Annotated in this window: 19 protein-coding genes; 8 read left to right on the top strand and 11 right to left on the bottom strand. The window is 53.3% G+C overall.

The window, feature by feature from the left end; all coding sequences use genetic code 11:
* Positions 1-745 precede the first annotated feature (745 nt).
* From DXY16_RS08005 to DXY16_RS07980, 4 genes are all read right to left on the bottom strand, one after another.
* On the bottom strand, positions 746-1,030 hold the full coding sequence (locus tag DXY16_RS08005; protein ID WP_115120708.1) for a hypothetical protein: 285 nt from the start codon (positions 1,028-1,030) through the stop codon (positions 746-748).
* 440 nt (positions 1,031-1,470) lie between these two features.
* Complete coding sequence (locus tag DXY16_RS08000) at positions 1,471-1,608, bottom strand: high light inducible protein (protein ID WP_115120707.1); 138 nt, start codon at positions 1,606-1,608, stop codon at positions 1,471-1,473.
* 883 nt (positions 1,609-2,491) lie between these two features.
* Positions 2,492-3,298: a hypothetical protein gene (locus tag DXY16_RS07990; protein WP_115120705.1), complete on the bottom strand. Its 807-nt coding sequence runs from the start codon at positions 3,296-3,298 to the stop codon at positions 2,492-2,494.
* A gap of 270 nt (positions 3,299-3,568) precedes the next feature.
* Complete coding sequence (locus tag DXY16_RS07980; RefSeq protein ID WP_115120955.1) at positions 3,569-3,865, bottom strand: hypothetical protein; 297 nt, start codon at positions 3,863-3,865, stop codon at positions 3,569-3,571.
* 564 nt (positions 3,866-4,429) lie between these two features.
* On the opposite strand from DXY16_RS07980, the gene DXY16_RS07975 reads away from it, so the two are divergent.
* The 8 genes from DXY16_RS07975 to DXY16_RS14740 all read left to right on the top strand — a co-directional run bounded on the left by DXY16_RS07975 (position 4,430) and on the right by DXY16_RS14740 (position 9,657).
* Entirely contained in the window at positions 4,430-4,771 is a 342-nt protein-coding gene (locus DXY16_RS07975) for a hypothetical protein (protein WP_170953894.1), read from the top strand.
* A gap of 467 nt (positions 4,772-5,238) precedes the next feature.
* Entirely contained in the window at positions 5,239-5,448 is a 210-nt protein-coding gene (locus DXY16_RS07970) for a hypothetical protein (RefSeq protein ID WP_206749555.1), read from the top strand.
* A gap of 334 nt (positions 5,449-5,782) precedes the next feature.
* On the top strand, positions 5,783-6,766 hold the full coding sequence (locus DXY16_RS07965; RefSeq protein WP_115120701.1) for a calcium-binding protein: 984 nt from the start codon (positions 5,783-5,785) through the stop codon (positions 6,764-6,766).
* A gap of 974 nt (positions 6,767-7,740) precedes the next feature.
* Complete coding sequence (locus tag DXY16_RS14745) at positions 7,741-7,917, top strand: hypothetical protein (protein ID WP_170953892.1); 177 nt, start codon at positions 7,741-7,743, stop codon at positions 7,915-7,917.
* A gap of 256 nt (positions 7,918-8,173) precedes the next feature.
* The gene (locus DXY16_RS07955; protein WP_115120699.1) at positions 8,174-8,530 is read left to right on the top strand and encodes a hypothetical protein; all 357 of its coding nucleotides are present in this window, start codon (positions 8,174-8,176) and stop codon (positions 8,528-8,530) included.
* A gap of 39 nt (positions 8,531-8,569) precedes the next feature.
* Positions 8,570-8,833 (top strand): DUF1651 domain-containing protein, encoded by a 264-nt coding sequence (locus tag DXY16_RS07950; protein WP_115120698.1) that lies wholly within the window; start codon positions 8,570-8,572, stop codon positions 8,831-8,833.
* Between the two features lie 424 nt (positions 8,834-9,257).
* Positions 9,258-9,329: a DUF1651 domain-containing protein gene (locus tag DXY16_RS15380; RefSeq protein ID WP_371410898.1), complete on the top strand. Its 72-nt coding sequence runs from the start codon at positions 9,258-9,260 to the stop codon at positions 9,327-9,329.
* A gap of 151 nt (positions 9,330-9,480) precedes the next feature.
* On the top strand, positions 9,481-9,657 hold the full coding sequence (locus DXY16_RS14740; RefSeq protein WP_170953891.1) for a hypothetical protein: 177 nt from the start codon (positions 9,481-9,483) through the stop codon (positions 9,655-9,657).
* Positions 9,658-10,032: 375 nt separating this feature from the next.
* Here DXY16_RS14740 and DXY16_RS07935 read toward each other — a convergent pair whose 3' ends face one another.
* The 7 genes from DXY16_RS07935 to DXY16_RS07905 all read right to left on the bottom strand — a co-directional run bounded on the left by DXY16_RS07935 (position 10,033) and on the right by DXY16_RS07905 (position 15,227).
* A complete protein-coding gene (locus DXY16_RS07935; RefSeq protein ID WP_115120696.1) occupies positions 10,033-10,269 on the bottom strand; it encodes a Nif11-like leader peptide family natural product precursor in 237 nt (78 codons plus the stop codon).
* 130 nt (positions 10,270-10,399) lie between these two features.
* Positions 10,400-10,708 carry a Nif11-like leader peptide family natural product precursor gene (locus DXY16_RS07930; protein ID WP_371410885.1) on the bottom strand — a complete coding sequence of 103 codons (309 nt, stop codon included), beginning with the start codon at positions 10,706-10,708 and terminating at the stop codon, positions 10,400-10,402.
* Between the two features lie 111 nt (positions 10,709-10,819).
* Entirely contained in the window at positions 10,820-11,902 is a 1,083-nt protein-coding gene (locus DXY16_RS07925) for a carbamoyl-phosphate synthase (RefSeq protein ID WP_115120695.1), read from the bottom strand.
* Between the two features lie 329 nt (positions 11,903-12,231).
* The gene (locus DXY16_RS07920) at positions 12,232-13,659 is read right to left on the bottom strand and encodes a DUF3987 domain-containing protein (protein WP_115120694.1); all 1,428 of its coding nucleotides are present in this window, start codon (positions 13,657-13,659) and stop codon (positions 12,232-12,234) included.
* Positions 13,652-14,722 carry a hypothetical protein gene (locus tag DXY16_RS07915; RefSeq protein WP_115120693.1) on the bottom strand — a complete coding sequence of 357 codons (1,071 nt, stop codon included), beginning with the start codon at positions 14,720-14,722 and terminating at the stop codon, positions 13,652-13,654. Before DXY16_RS07915 ends, DXY16_RS07920 begins: the two co-directional genes overlap by 8 nt.
* Before the next feature lie 2 nt (positions 14,723-14,724).
* Positions 14,725-14,979: a hypothetical protein gene (locus DXY16_RS07910; protein ID WP_115120692.1), complete on the bottom strand. Its 255-nt coding sequence runs from the start codon at positions 14,977-14,979 to the stop codon at positions 14,725-14,727.
* Entirely contained in the window at positions 14,979-15,227 is a 249-nt protein-coding gene (locus DXY16_RS07905; protein WP_115120691.1) for a hypothetical protein, read from the bottom strand. The genes DXY16_RS07910 and DXY16_RS07905 overlap by 1 nt, the downstream gene beginning before the upstream one ends.
* Positions 15,228-15,315 lie beyond the last annotated feature (88 nt).

The following is a 15,315-nucleotide window of genomic DNA, read 5'->3' as shown; positions in this document are numbered from 1 at the left end:
TGATTTCCCAATCTGGAACAACCAATCCATTTGTAACCAGGAGGATCCGCCTTCACAACACATAATCCTGGCCGACTCCCCCTTGGCAATTGACCAATGACATCATTGGCTGGGGTGGGCGTGTATTGAACCAGCCTTTACTCCAACACATGCTCACCGGTGGATTGCAGAATGATTGAATCACCTATCGCAAAGCACTGAGCGCAGACATCCAAGTGCAGACTGGCGCGATGGAGAGACTGGGATGAAGCGCAAGCCATGCACCTCTCAGCAGGCATGAATCACCTCTGAGCTGGGAGCACACGTGCGCGTCTTGATCAACCACAGGCAAGCCTCCGCCACGCAGATGCCATGACGTTGGGGACGGAACTGCGCAGCTGGGCTTGAGCCAAATCAAGCCTAGGTGGTGAACACAAGGGAATCAAAAAGCGGAGACTGGCCAAAGGGGCAGCAGCGTTGGGACTTGACAGATCCCTCGGCGGCTCCTGAATGGAACCGCCCACAGGGTTAAACCGAATGTTGGATCAGAAGCTTGAGCGCCTATTTCAGGACGCCGAAGAGCATCTGCGTAATCAAAGCTGCCGTTCGAGGTATGAGCGTTCAGTCATTCGATTGCCAGATAGCCGTCGCGGCATCTGGTTCGGAGACGACAAGCGAGCAGCCTGATCAACGCACCGCAGCAAAGAACTCGTGAACACGCTGGCCGTGATGAACAGCGTGTTCACGAGTGTCTGTTGATTGAACCTCAGAAGTTTGGGTAAAGACCAGGTCCGCCTCCTTCAACAAAGAGACGGAAGCCAGCACCGGGAGAGACATAGCGTCGTTCATAGCGGTAGCGAGGGACATCACCATGGCGACGCAAAGACCTGTTATGACGTTCCAGCTGCCGGATTTGGCGCTGCTGACGGCGCAGCTGTTGCCTGTATTCAGCCTCGGAAGCTGCTTCAGCTGGAGGGGACAGCAAGGCCGTCGACCCGGTGCCAAGGATCAGACCGACGGCTGTCATGGCTGCGATTGATTTGATAGTCATGGCTCTGATGGATTGGATGAAAGGGAGGTCATCCCTCCGATGGCTTCACCCTCTCCACCGATGTGGTGAAAACGAGGCCACACAACGGGTGAAGTCCTGGTGAATCAATCCTCAAGTGGAAACCCCTTCCAGCCTGAGCGAAGGCCACTGGGCCTGTGATCCCGTTTCGGACGTTCAGTCTCAAAACTGAGGATTCAACTTGACCGTTGCGCTGGACGATCTCGGCCGGTCGGATTGAGTCGATGACCAGCTTCGGTTCTGAAAAAAAAGCCGAATCCCTCCCTAGAGGAACTCGGCCGCATCAAGCAACGACATCCATACATGGTGAATGGCGATGTTGCCACCTACACCAAGAGCGGCAATGAACATGGCAAAGCAACAAAGCTGAGCATGTTCCGCCCTGCTAGCCGGCGCCCAGACATCAGGCTCAGCAAGGCGTTTCATCCAAGACCAACCTGGGAGAGAATTCCTTGCCCCGTCAGAAGCTCGGTACCGAGACCAATGATGAATCCCATCATGGCGAGGCGCCCGTTCCACTGCTCAGCAAAGGCAGAAAAGCCGAAATTCGAATCGCTCATCAGAAACAAAGAAACTTGAGCTTTTGTAACAGATCGTTGCGGCCCGGCGCGGATCAAATGCGCTCATCGGCTCACCCTGCTCAGTTGTCCGCCCATCCAGCCGAGCAGATCAAGCCAAGGGCAGCCCAGCAGACGAGCAGCCTGAGCCGGAATTCGCGATCAGCCATTGCGGCTCGTTAGACCAGTCGTCAAGGCCTCGATCCAGGTAGACGCTGTGACAAGAGACAAGAAAAAGCAGGCTTTAGAGGAAATGATCCGCAGGGCAGCCGAAAACCTCAACCTGAGCGAGGAAGAAGCACGCGCTCACATCAATGAGCAGTTCAGGAAGCTCAAAGGCGAGTGAGCAACGAGTCGAGATGTAGCGATGCAGCTCGATCAGCTACTGAATCCGACCTTGATCCAGCTCCCTCAACGCCTCATACGCAGCCCACAGCCCCGTCTGAAAGCTGCAGCTATGACTCTTGTCGCACACTCGATATTTGCCGAGACCTAGAGCATCGATCGTGGATCCCTTGGACGTGCAGCAGATTCGACTCACAAAAGCCATGTTGATCTGATTGGGCATGGGATGGTCTATCGCGACGAGAACACCCAACTCAAACGACCGTTACCCATCTAAATTTCCCTATCCAAAGGTATAAACATCCGCTTACACGCATGGATGGAGCTCAGCAACAAACCCCGTGAAAATATTCAAGACAAGCCGGCTAACCCCATCGTGACGACGATATTGGCGACTCCCCTGCGCGAGATCGAGCCCTGGATCAACTGATGCCTGCGCAAAACAGGATTGCCGCAACATTTTTGTTTGTCGCAGCATCATTTTCAGAGATCGAGCGCAGTCATCACCGACAAGGTGATGTTTTAGCAATGGCATAGCGAGTCAAGACTTCGGATCGAGCTGGTATGACTTCCGAGGCAATTCCGTGACCTTATGAGGCCCATGTTCTCTGATCGCCTGTAAATAATTGGGATCAGCAGCCAAGTCATCAGCAAACTTGTCATTGACAGCCAACTGGTCGTACCAGTGAAATAATCTCTCTTTGAATTCTTCCTCAGAGTAGGAGCGCAGACCTTTTTTGATCTGCATATGCAGGGCATGGTTCTTTTTCTTGACTCCGTCATAAGCCTGCTTATCTGGAAGACGCGTCATTTTGAACTGTCCCTTGTACAGGAACGGTAGCCGCAGAACATGCTTCACCAGTTTCCAATGTTTATTAACAGCGGTCTTAGATTCGCCAAGATCCCAGCCAGAAGATTCAATCTCAGCCATCATCAATTGGAAGCAGATCCTGGTCGCTGTATTTCGGCTGATAGTCGCTGAGTCATGAGCAATCTTGAAAACCCCATTTCGTCCCATATGTGGGAAGATTTCAAGGCGTGTGGTTGCACCCAGCGGAGGGCGACTTGTTGTCGCGAAATAGAGACTGCGCGGAAATGAAGCAACCTTTTTAGGCAGAGGCAGCCCCCCTTCCAGTTGAAAGGCTTGCGTCACACGAGGCCCTCCAATCTGAAGCCTATGCATGGTCTGCCCATCTTTATCAAAGGCTTGCCGCGAAACCACCGTTCCTTCAAGGGTGATGAAGTTTCCGGTGAAGCGCTGAAACCAATCCGTCGCACCTGGGATCTCTGTAATGAGCGGGTAAGGGCTCTGGATCTCCTGATGGCTGTCCGTAGCGGTGCTGTCCATTGCATCACCCTATGCAGCCGACGCTCTTCTGCCCTTTGCCAGAGCTAGGGGTATGGCCAAGACTGGCGATGAAGCGCCCCAGAACGAGCTGAACATTGGGAGCCAAGCTTGGGCCGAAGCAGCGGTAAAAAGGGTCACAGCAGACCTTGAGCACGTCTGCGATAGCGGCGAATGAAGAGATGGTGTGCCCATCGGAGGGATGCCCCCTCCAGCCCTCGTCACCGAAAACACTGAATCAGTCCAGGACCCTTCGTCATTGAAGGAGGAGCATCAATGCAGGTTGGCCATCTTGTCGACACTGGAGCCAATCACCTCCACAACAAAGGCCTCCATACCATCAGCATCGATGCCAGGGTTGAGCCGGAACAGGAATGCATTCACCCATGCCGTTTCCTTGTTGTTAGTTTCATGGCCACGATCTACAAATCCAGGTTTCTGCTTGAAAAGATGCAGCAGGATGTCCAACACATTCTGCGGCGAAAGATTTTCCGGGTCGATCGAGGGCAGAGATTCTCGGACATCTAGAAATGAGATGGAGGCTGTGTAGTCGAAATCCTCTGGAAGCACTGAGGGATCATTGGTGACTGATGGAGGGATCGTAGCGAGAGCCCAAAACTGCAACGAGGGGCTGAGATCATGGCTGCCGCCTTGAGGGCAAAGGCGCTGGAACACTGAAGACAACGCGCAGACCAAGAAGACGATGACGAGGCATCAAAAGCAGTCACTGGTTCGGTTCATTCACCTCTGGCTGTTCGGCTTTCACCCCGCCGAACCCAGCAACCTCGTTTACCATCTAGAAACGTTGGTCCCCACAAAGGACGCAGTTCGATCTCAAACAAGCAACGGGGTTTGAGGCGCTGTAGGTCGTTGCCATGAACACCCTTCTGATGATCAAAGAGAAAGAGAGGAAGGCTCGACGCCTCCATCAGGCTCAGCTTTGCTTTGCCGCCCATTCAGAGGGCATTGATTACAGATCAGCTCACCTATCACCTGCGAAGCTTGCGTCTTTAGCGAACTGAGCTGTTGACTTCATTCAAAGAAACGTTGCCCCGCTCAAAGCGGGGTTTTTGATTGATCTCACCAGGTCAATTGAACTTCGTCTGATACCCATCTGCATGGAATGATGCAGAGATGGGAATGACTCTCGAACAAGCTGAGCAGACCATCGAACAGCTCTACAAGGAAGGGGCTCTAGAAGAAGCCACCTTTCGATGCGTCGCGGACGTCATTCGCCGATGCGCTGAGGGCAACAGCAGCTGCCAGGAAGAGTTCCGCCCGATTGACACTGCCGATGCACTGGCTGTCTGGCGACGCGAAGACCTCGCGCGCTGGCAAGACCACCACGACGCGGACGCGTTTGCCGAACACTTTGGGGTTGGACACGGCAGGTCCTATGGCTGCATCGAACAGATGTTCAGCTGTACCGACTATGAGTTCGTCTTCGATCTCTTGCAGCAGATCCTGATGACGTAAGCCACTGGCTGGCTGACAGACCCCATCCAGCCACTGATCCGCACCAGCCTCAATACAGCCGCATTGCAAGTTTCATGGGTGAGGGGCCGGAGAAGTCTTGTCTCTTCAAAGAAGCTGACGCAAAACATCTATTTTCAAATCCGAGATGGGTTCGCTAGATGTCTGCACGGCATCCCATCAAAGACAAGCCACTGCATGGCGGCAGCTGGGTTCACTATTTCGTGTTCTTGCCATTGATCAGAGAGTTGGTTTAGTGGAGCAGCTTCTGCAGAGGTATGGCCCGCGTTTTGAAGGACTCCTGGATTCCGCTGTCGATTGCCACCTTTTCGCTAACGGCATTGGTCTGGCTGGAACTGACTGCGTCGTAATCGATTGAGCCCGGTGGCGGCTGAAACGGTTCTGAAAGAGAGCAGCATCGATCAACACTCCACAACGTGTTGGGTCGTTGGGGTGGGCCCGCTGGTTTGATGCTTGGCCTGCTGCTCATCAGTGATGCGACCCACGTGATGACAGCGATTGGATTCGTGGGCATCAATGTGGCCATTCAGGACGCCATCGCAACCGCGAAACTGCCAACAGACCCAATGAAACAAGGAAGCATGCACACCGTGGTGATCACTAGAGAGCTCTACTGGTTACCACGTGATCTGCTGTGTTTGTCGCAGGAATCCCAGTGATCACAAAACCCTGAAGAGACATCCGTCAAGGACGCGATCTTGCCCTCATCCTTGAATACGAACAAAAGAAAGGAGCCTCAGATTCGTAGAGGAGCCTGGCAATGAATGAATCGAGCCAAGGAGACTCGATCTCCTATTCCCTAAGAACCCTGGTCTTTGTGACAGGTCAACAGTTGCAGTAGCTGGAATTGAACCTTTGGATTGAAGCCCCTGTCAGCTCTTGTGAGAAGAATCACAGCCCAACATGAACTAATTCACTTAAGCATTGGTTGATTGAAGGCATGGTGAATCTGTCGGAATAGCATCTCCGATCCCAATCAACAAAACCAATCTCATGATTTCAAAAACATACAACAGGCAGTACAACACCTTGTCTGTTCTGGGAACAAATGGCGACGACTTTTATGACTACGAGCGAGACGATCGTGCACGATACAGGAGAAATGGACGGAACCCGCAAATTTGGATTGAAGCAGGTGATGGTGACGATGTGATCTTCGGATCTGACGAAGGTTGGGAGACAATTCACGGAGAAGGGGGTAATGACTGGTTGTTTTTACGTGGTGGTGGTGGGCAAGCATGGGGTGGTGATGGAAACGATGTTCTTGTAGGCGGCAGAGGGGGCGATAGCCTTTTATGTGGCACAGGTGATGATCGAGCCTTTGGCGGCCGCGGAAACGACTACTTGCGTGGCGACGAAGGCAATGATTTTCTTTATGCCGGAGAAGATGACGATCAACTTGCTGGCGGAGTTGGCAATGATGTAATTGATGGTGGCGAAGGAACAGATACAGCAATTTTTGGCACTGCCAGATCAAGGGCGAGATATACAATCAATCTTTCCAATCAAAATTGGCAAAATACAGGAGAGGGAAGAGATAAATTGACGAGCATCGAAAATGTGATTACTCGTCAAGGGAACGACCTGATCATCGGAAACGAAAGCAACAACAATGTGAGATCAGGATCTGGCAATGATGTCATTCTTGGCCTAGATGGCAACGATGAAATCAGAGGCGAGCGTGGCGATGATTTCATTATTGGAGGCAGGGGGTTTGACGATCTATTTGGGGGGCAAGGCGGAGACACCTTTTTCCTAACAGAAGGTTTTGGCATTGACCACATCAAGGACTTCGGCATTGGAAATGACAAAATCGTCGTCACCGGAGCTGGGATTGGCGAAGACTTTGGGATGTTCAACTTTGGCACATCTGTAGTTCTTATGCAGGGTGACGACATGCTCGCACTCGTCAACAATGCCAATGTTGACGACTTGAATATCGACGAAAATGTCATCACCAGAGATCCTTTATGGTGACCACAGGTCAATAATAGTTAGATTAAAGCAATGCCCTCCCCTGCTTCGGCGGGGGCTTTTTGATGGCGACTCATCACAGTAGGCCACCCCAACGGCCATGCCTTCCACGGAGCCATGCATCCTTCCATCACACAGCCCCAACCAATTACTCGTGGTCGTTCAATTTGCTTTCTGCATCAACCACCTGCTCTTTTTGAACTCTCAGAAGCCTTCCCTCAGCTAGACAGACCAATCCAGAACTGAGGCCAACAACATGTGTACTTCGACCTTCAACGCGAATACAATTACCCTTCCAAGTCAAAAGAAGGCATTTGAATCATTGATATTCACTCTAACCTGAATTTTAATGGGCGATCTCGACTGATCGCCAATACATTCATAAGACGAAAATGTTGTCCGACTGACCTTCCCCCCTGGAACATTGCGAGCTCCAACTAGTTTCGTTGAGACCAGAAATCCAGCATCCCATCAGACATTGAGATACTCAATGCGATGCGGATACCCATAAAATCGATCTTAACTTACAAAGTATCCCGCCATATTGCTGAGCTGCGTAGTCGAACACGTTTGCTCACTCGATCGGCCTTGGCCAACCAAGCCGCTTGAGCTGATCAATGCGGTACTGCAACACAGCGCAAGTCATGCCAGGCCTCACTTCATCGTCAAGCGACACTTGTGGAATCAGCATGGCTACACACCTAGGAACGCGCACACATAAGCCCGACCGGTCACCATCCCCTCGGGCAGCTCAGCACCACAAAGCAGGAGGTCACGCGTTTAACCGAAGAGGATTGCGTTCCTATCAAATAACCGATCGTTTGATTGACTTCTGCGCATTGAGTCGTCCGTCAAGTGGCGCCAGTCAACGAGATCCTGCCCCTTCTTTGGCATGAAGCCAAGAATGGGAACTGCTGACAAAGCGCTGTCGGGTCCCTTCAGCAGAGATACAGAGGTCATGATGTTGCATCGTTGAGATGCCTATTGATGCGGCCCATGGCCAGCCAGTTGGGGAGTGGATCCACGATGGGAGGCATCAGCCGTTCCGCGCTACGGCCTGCCCTTTGCGGGCTTTGGATTACGACGAGTCGCAGATGAAAGAGAGCGACGTGGAGAGTCGAGAGCAGCGTGCGGTACTGCTTTACGACTGCTGATCAGGACAGGTCAATCAAAATGCCCACCAGCGCAGAAACCAGTGAGCAACTTGGGAAATCGAATGGAGCCAAGGAGACTCGAACTCCTGACCCCCTGCATGCCATAGAGGGTAAATAAGCCTCATAAACTACTGCTATCACTGGGTTCTTCTTTATTTAATACAAATTGTATGCGCAGAAAGATGCGCAGATTTGTCCTAGCCTTTGCTCAGAGGCAAAAAGTATTTTGTCGACTCTTATTTCCGCATGACTGGCCATGGCACGCGCCACTACGGAAGAGACCACTAGTCGGATTGATCAGCTCCAGGGGCTGCTCCTTGCTGGTGAACCAAATACAGCTTGTCTCGAATTCGCGAGACAGCAGTGGGGTATCTCAAGGGCACAGGGCTACAAGCTCCTGAAACGAGCATGGGCTCAGATCAAGGCCGACGTCGATAAGACCGGGATTGATCGGGAGGAGATGTTGGCATGGTCGATCCAAACGCTGATGGCCGCAGCTGGTCAAGCAATGAAGCAGAAGAACCCTGGAGCGGTTGTGAGCTGTGTGCGTCAGCTGGATTGGATGACTGGTTTAGGCGTCAACTCAACGGTTACACACCGCACTAGGTTCTGAGGCAATCTGCAGCACCTGCTGTTTCGCCATCCTTTCCAGTTGCCGAACAAGGACAGGCCACTTGTTGATCGCCACACCCCGAAAGACGGGGAAGGCTGGCTACTCAGCACAGAGCAACAGAAGGTCTGCCGGTTCAGGAATGACGTGCCTACAGCCCATGCGAAGTGGGTGGTGGTGGAGACCAGACCGCTACGGGGCAGTGGTCAACCTGTGGTTCGCAGGATGCTCAGGCACAACGCCATCGAAGCCTGGGAAACGATGCAGAAGTCCGGCGGGTGGAAGCGGTGCCCGCCTAGGTGGTGATGTCGATCCCGCAGTGTGCGGGGTCAGTGAATATCAAAATCCGTCCCATGCCTTCTAGCAGGTGCCAGAAGTGCTGTGATCTTGAAGGAGTTGAGGGGCCAAGTGATTGCTAACTGCAGCCTGGGTTTCTTTCACGACCTATACAGAAATACTCAAATTTTGAATAATATTTGGCTGATTTCGGCCAGTCTCCTTCACTTACGTCAATGCATGGCGTGTCTTTAGATATTTGATATCCCTGCATGGCAGCCCTAACCATTGAGTCACAGTGGTTGGGATCCTGTTGAGCCGTTGCTGGCTGTGCTGCAAGCAAGAATGGCAGTAAAAGTAGGAGTCGTTTCATGCCATTAGTGTCGCAGATACCACGCTTAATGCCTGAAATGAATTCGTTTCTTGGTGGGCAGACCATCTGACCATCATCCGAGTGTGCAAAGCAATCGAAGCCTGGGAGACCATGCAGAAAGCAGGTTGGCAGCGTTGTCAGCCCAGTTGGTGACTGGGTTCTGAACCGTTCACCAGAGCTTCACCAGAACTTGCCTGCTTCCCCACCACATCCAGGCACTGGGGTTCACCAATAGAGCTGTGATCTTGAAGGAGTCGAGGGGGCAACACCCCCACACATCACTCACTCAACTCACTTCAAACTCATGACCACTCAAGCTTTTGACGCTCAGAACATCAACGAAGACGATCTGGAGGCTGTGCAAGGCGGCGGCTTCTGGAAGGTCGTTGTCAACGGTGTCGTTGGCTTTACTCCTCTTGGCCCTATCAACCGCATCTCTGGTGCATTTGGTGGCCCCACCATGGGTGATCTCGTGGAATGACGACCACCTCCTGATCGAAGAGAAGAGGCAAAAAGCCCCGCCACGAGCGGGGTTTTTTGTTGCCACCCTGCTAGAGGGTGAGAAGTTGAGAGATGGAAGCGAGCTAAGGCAAAGCTCGGAGAGGATCCCTATCCCACCACTGTCGACACTCTCGGGGCACTTACTGGCGGTGAACTTGTGAATGGCACTGAGGAAGATTTCGTGCCTATTGAATAACTAATTGCCTGATCTACTTCTGCTCAACTGCGCTAAATTGCGCCAGGCATTGAAGGCTGGTTTAAGGGTTTATGGGTGTGACTGAAGAAATAAAAAGCCCCTAAAACAACAGGGGATTTGATGAATAGACTTCACTTCAGATCCCACAATCACTTTGATTTACATTGCCCATTGGCTGGCCAAACAATGAGTTCGTTGACCACCAGCCACGCTTTCCAGCTCTTCTTCTGAAATCTCTGATTGAGCCTTCTTAATGTCATCAGCAGAAATCATAAATCCTGCTTCCTTAGCAATAGAAACTACAGCATCAGGATTAGCTGCAGCTTTGAGTCTTTCCTGGAGGCTGCTGTCGCCTTTAACCTGTACTAGGAACGCTTTAAGTTGCTCTTCTGGCATGGCTCAACAGTTCGCTCCAATAGTCATAGCAAGCGACGGCAGCGATGTCAGCAAGCAATAAAAAAGCCCGCTGAATACGGGCGATGGTGCAAAATATTGAAGACTAGTTTATAGGCTGCCAATGCTTATATTATCCATCTTGAGGGTTTCCCTGGCATTGATATGTCCCAACAGACTTAATGCTCCACGCGCCGCAGCCACCGCCAGAAATGACTTCGAGCTCTTCTTCCGAAATCTCCGCTTGATCTTTCTTCAAATCGTCAGCGGAAATCATAAGGCCAGTAGCTTTAGCAAGCGCCACAACATCATCAGGATTAGCTGCAGCTTTGAGCTTCTCTTGAAGGCTGATATCTCCTTTGACTTTTGCGATGAATGCCTTGAGTTGTTCTTCTGACATGGGATAGGTGCCAATACAGTATCCATAGCACAGGATCAGCATCTCTGCTGCTCTAGGTTGAGTTAAGTATTTGCAAGTGCCAGGTATTGAACCGCCAATGAGCTGCTTTTAAGCGAGTTTTGATGAGATATTAGATCCTAGATGGGCTTGTACTCAAACGGGTTCCCAGCCGTTAGCGGTTGCATTTTTTGCGCCAGGGCTACAATGACATAGGTTGTAGGTTACCCACGTCGTAGATGACTTTGGCTTTTTTGTGATTGGCTTATGGCCTGGATGCCATATGGCATTAATTGGGCATGAACCTGCTGCATCATGAACGCGGATATTTCTGTTTTTAATGCTTTCAGATAAGGCTTGAATCGTTGGCTTTTGCCATGCTTTTTTCTTCGTTTCTGCCACTGAACTGTTACTACCAAAGCGATACTCAATGTTGCCTGACACTCTGGTTTCAAACTCTTCGTCATAGGAAACATTGATGCCAGCAGTTAAACCATCAGCGATCTGATAATCCATCTCTACCTGCACGCCAGATCCGTCTGCTGTACCTAGATCACCGCTTTGGTAGTAGTAACCAATTGAGGCATCCCACTCTGGAGTGATTGCATAACCAACATCAAGCCCATAGGTATCAAGCGCGCCGCCTTGAAAGGCTCTATTTAGCTGCTGCTCTGTATCACCAACAGGGATTAAGGCATAGGCATTGAAGTTCCAGGAATCTGATACTGCTTCTAAACCTGCTGCGATCTGCTGGAAGAACGCACTTTCCTTGTCGTAGAGCGTGACACCTGTTTCAGCATTGCCTGTATTCATCGGCCTGCTGTCATAGCCGCCGTTCACGCCATACATCCAGCTGCGGTCGCTATTCAGCCAGCGGTAGCCAAGCCTTGATGAGGTACTGATCGTTGTGCCAGCAACCTCTGTATTGACGATGCTGCTGTTGCCGCCGTAATCAGCAAAGTTGGCATTGAGCAGTACATCAGCAAAGAACACACTGTTCTCGCCAACAGACAGGGGCAAGAACCCGCCTATACCTGCTTGATTCGGTGTGCCTGCTCCTTGCAGTGCTCCTTGAAAACCCCAGTTGAACTTGACTGCATCCTTGAGGTTGATCTCCATCACCCCGAGATCTTCTGCGCTGCCAACGTCTTGTGCAGCAGCAGACAGCAGAGCGCCATTGGAGAGTGCGAGTGCTGCAACACCGCTCAGCGATAAAGAAAGGCTCAGGGACCGATGCATGGATCAGGCGTTGCTCCGCGCATGATGCCTACTTCACGGCCAAGGACAAGACCGCGCAGATAGTCGCCTGCGGCTTTTGCCGGAACAGGGTTGGCACGTTTGCCACTCAGACACAATGAACACGCTCAGGCATTGGTTGTATCTGCCCGCATCCACTGCAGTGCAATAGATCTGAACCAGTTCGGACAGACAGACACGACTCATAGTTAATTAGCCGGGACCCGGCCATTGCTCTGGAAAGCGTGTCCATCTGCCTGAATCGACCCAAAGCCCAGACCATTACAGCGATGGCGGCAGAAACCCTTCATGACCACCACTGTCCGCTGTGTCTAAGGCCAGGGTTTTCGGGCCCTGAAGGCCGGGACCGAACCGGCCTTGAGACACTCACCCAGCCCCCTCTCCTCCAGCGTGTCGATGGCCTTCTTAAAACCGTTCGCACCACAATCACGGATGCGCTTGGAGCCCTTGTTCTTGGCGTCCTGCCAGGTGATCAGGTCCTGCTTCAGAACATCGTTTTCCCAGCTGAGGGAATGGATGTGACGCATCAGTTCGGTGCCGATGCTCTCCGGGGGCTGGTGGAACTCCCGCGTCTCCGAGACGACCTGATCCACCATTGCGGTGGCCGCCTGCATCAAATCCAGACTGATCTCGGTGGCTGAATCCCCCTTGGTCCAAACGAGGTGGAGGAGCCCTGCCAACCGAAGTGCATTTGCGCTGGTCTTACCCAGCATTGCTGAGATGACCGACGGCGTTGAAGGCTTGAGCGCCTCCAGCTGGTGGGCGCGAAACCAGCCGTTCAGATGGCGGCGAGCCTCTGCTCTGAGTCGATACCGACGGGGCGGCAGCTCGTACAGCTGACGGGCGTAGAAGGCCAAGACCCGTTCCGCTCGAAGAAACGCCTCGTCCTCCTCTGGAGTAATCGGATCGTCCTTCAACTCCAGCGGTCGGCGGGGGCACTTCACCATCAGGATCCGGGCGAATTTACCGCTGGCGTCCGACCCATTGACCAACTCGCGGAGTACCTCGTCCTGGACGCCGCCAAATAGGGAGACGTGGCAACTGGAATAGCTCCGCACCTCCCCCGTACCGGCTTTACCGACACGGTGCGAGCAGCAGCCATCACCGTCATAGGACTCTAAAAATTGAGCTTCAGCGGTACCCCTGCCACGCCGAGTGTCTGCCTCAAGCGCCCGCAACATCCCGCTCAATTCAGCGCGGGTCAGCAGAACACCAAGGCCAGCCTGCTCGTAGAACTGCAGCCACATCCCGAGCGCCTCCGGGGAGAACTCGTTCTGATGCAGCGGGCACCGGCGGGGAGGATGTTTCTCCCTGTCTTGTGGTTCGGAGTCCTCCCATACCTTCAGCAGCAGGTCATACCGAACCTTCTCTTCCTGCTGAAGCTGCCGGGATGGATCGGAAATGAGGGCCTTCTGGATTGGACTCTTGCTCAAACCGCTCGGCCCCACCAACCCCACGTAAAGGTTGCAGGGGACCCAGTAGCGACCATCCGGCGTCACCTGGGTGCCGAGCTTGAGCAGGCCGCTGTAACCGCAGAGCAGCGTCAGAACACTGGTCAATGCATCAGCAGGCAGCACCTCCGTCACTAGCTCCACCGCCCTCGCCAAATCGGTAGGCAAGAGGTTCTCAAAACCGAATCGCTCGCGGCCCTGAGCGACCCGAATGCTCTTGGCAGCATCCATGATCGCTTCGTCCGGGATGGTGGAGCAGTGGTCCACTACAGCCTGCAGGTCATCCATCAGCGTGCCTCACATAGCCGTGCTGTTGGGCTCGCAACCAGAACGTCCCAGCACTGATCTGATCACCTCCAGAGCGGAGGATCTGGTCGGGGTCCCAACCGTTAGGGCTGTGGGCTTCGAGTAGTTTCCGAGCCACATCCGTACCGTACCCAGCGTCGCGGCAGGCAGCCTTCAGGCCCCAGGCCATGTTCCGATCCACCGGGTAATTGCCGTGTCCCGGTACCCGTGGCGGGATGAGCTTCAACGCATCGGCGATGTCCTGCAGCGACCGCGTCGGCTGCTTGCGATAAAGCGACTTCGGGATGTGACGCGGGCGTTCCGGCAACGGGGGCAGCAGCTCCTCGAACAGCTCTGGAGTGAACCGGTCGCCGGTGATGTTCAGGAGTGTGCTCTTATCCCCAACCCTGCTGTCCATGCGGATGTACCAGGCACCGGGCAATCGCATGCACCGGCTGGGGTCCTTCACCGCAGGATCGCTGCCGCAGTGATTGATCAGTCGCTGCATCAACGGCCGCCACCGAGCCACCTCGATCGGCTGCTCGAACACCCAGTAGACGTGAAGGCTCTTGCCTCCGGTGAACAGGCCGAAGGTGGGTGAGGGCAGACCCAGCTGAGCAGGCAGTTCGAGCTGCTCCGCCAGGCTCAGGTGATCCCACTCAGCGAACAGACCAACACAGGCATCGATGCTGTCAGCGGTGTCGCCACCACCATTCGGTACGGCGTAGATGTTGCGGCCTTCGACTTGCCAGCCGGGGATCTGCTCGCAGTCTTCGGCGAGGTTGCCCTTCTTGGCTCCCTCGCCACGGCGGATGGCTCTGATGCGGGTGTCAGCTCCCGTGGGATCCTTCCCCAGGAGTTCGGCCCAGGTCAGCGCCTGGCCGATGTCGAAGATGAAATTCTGCGCACTGTTCTGCGCATAGTGACGGCCCGTCGGCCACCAAATCGCAGGCGTAGGAACGTCTCCTGGGCGTGTGACCCCCTGCCCAAACAGCAGGGGCTCGCTTAGCCTGCGGTCACTCCTTGGCAGGGCGTGACCTTGGGCCGTTATTCGGTTCGAGGTCATTTTTATTGTTGCTCCGTTGAGATTGAATTGATTTCCAGTGCGACGCGGCACCCATTAGCCGCTTTGAAGTTCTCGGGCAGCTTGATCATTTCGTTGATGGCCTGAGCTACTTCATCCAAATAATCAGAGGCGAAACACTCATCGATTTCCTCACCACACTCGATTTCGCAGTCGCGACGAAGTTCTCTCTCAATTTGAGTTGAAAGAGTTACCTTCGCGGAAATCATGGTTTCGTAGGTGACTTCATAGCTCTGCATCAGTCCACCTCCGCAAGCTGTTTACGCTCAGCATCGATAGCGAGCATAAGACGCCCACGCTCGTGAAATTTCTGACGGCAGGTAGTGATGTTCCAGCTGATTGAGCTGGCACCAGTTGGTCCGAAGCACCAATCCTCACCAGCAATCAGGAAGCCGCCGTTACAGTCGCGATAACGCTTCAGCGTGCGGGCGCTGTAGCCCATGGCTTTTGTTGCTGCCGGGGTTGGCAGCCATTCATGTTCAGGCACAAGAAGATCAGCGATTGTGTTCTCTGCTGATCTCTTGCAGTCGCTTAGGGCGGTTCCTGTTGCCAGGGCCTTTGTCGGATTCCTTTAT

Origin of the sequence: Synechococcus sp. UW105, from assembly GCF_900473935.1 — a bacterium.
Taxonomy (GTDB): Bacteria; Cyanobacteriota; Cyanobacteriia; order PCC-6307; family Cyanobiaceae; genus Synechococcus_C.
Note: the sequence above shows the minus strand (reverse complement) of the source record. Positions and strands in the feature narration are given on the sequence as shown.

Bases quoted from the DNA above. Each gene is read 5' to 3' on its own strand.
- DXY16_RS07955 (WP_115120699.1), top strand. From the start codon at position 8,174: ATGGCACGCGCCACTACGGAAGAGACCACTAGTCGGATTGATCAGCTC.
- DXY16_RS07935 (WP_115120696.1), bottom strand. From the start codon at position 10,269: ATGCCAGAAGAGCAACTTAAAGCGTTCCTAGTACAGGTTAAAGGCGAC.
- DXY16_RS07970 (WP_206749555.1), top strand. From the start codon at position 5,239: ATGCTTGGCCTGCTGCTCATCAGTGATGCGACCCACGTGATGACAGCG.
- DXY16_RS08005 (WP_115120708.1), bottom strand. From the start codon at position 1,030: ATGACTATCAAATCAATCGCAGCCATGACAGCCGTCGGTCTGATCCTT.
- DXY16_RS07975 (WP_170953894.1), top strand. From the start codon at position 4,430: ATGGGAATGACTCTCGAACAAGCTGAGCAGACCATCGAACAGCTCTAC.
- DXY16_RS08000 (WP_115120707.1), bottom strand. From the start codon at position 1,608: ATGAGCGATTCGAATTTCGGCTTTTCTGCCTTTGCTGAGCAGTGGAAC.
- DXY16_RS07915 (WP_115120693.1), bottom strand. From the start codon at position 14,722: ATGACCTCGAACCGAATAACGGCCCAAGGTCACGCCCTGCCAAGGAGT.
- DXY16_RS07930 (WP_371410885.1), bottom strand. From the start codon at position 10,708: ATGCTGATCCTGTGCTATGGATACTGTATTGGCACCTATCCCATGTCA.
- DXY16_RS14745 (WP_170953892.1), top strand. From the start codon at position 7,741: ATGCCTATTGATGCGGCCCATGGCCAGCCAGTTGGGGAGTGGATCCAC.
- DXY16_RS07910 (WP_115120692.1), bottom strand. From the start codon at position 14,979: ATGCAGAGCTATGAAGTCACCTACGAAACCATGATTTCCGCGAAGGTA.
- DXY16_RS07920 (WP_115120694.1), bottom strand. From the start codon at position 13,659: ATGGATGACCTGCAGGCTGTAGTGGACCACTGCTCCACCATCCCGGAC.
- DXY16_RS07990 (WP_115120705.1), bottom strand. From the start codon at position 3,298: ATGGACAGCACCGCTACGGACAGCCATCAGGAGATCCAGAGCCCTTAC.
- DXY16_RS07965 (WP_115120701.1), top strand. From the start codon at position 5,783: ATGATTTCAAAAACATACAACAGGCAGTACAACACCTTGTCTGTTCTG.
- DXY16_RS07925 (WP_115120695.1), bottom strand. From the start codon at position 11,902: ATGCATCGGTCCCTGAGCCTTTCTTTATCGCTGAGCGGTGTTGCAGCA.
- DXY16_RS14740 (WP_170953891.1), top strand. From the start codon at position 9,481: ATGACCACTCAAGCTTTTGACGCTCAGAACATCAACGAAGACGATCTG.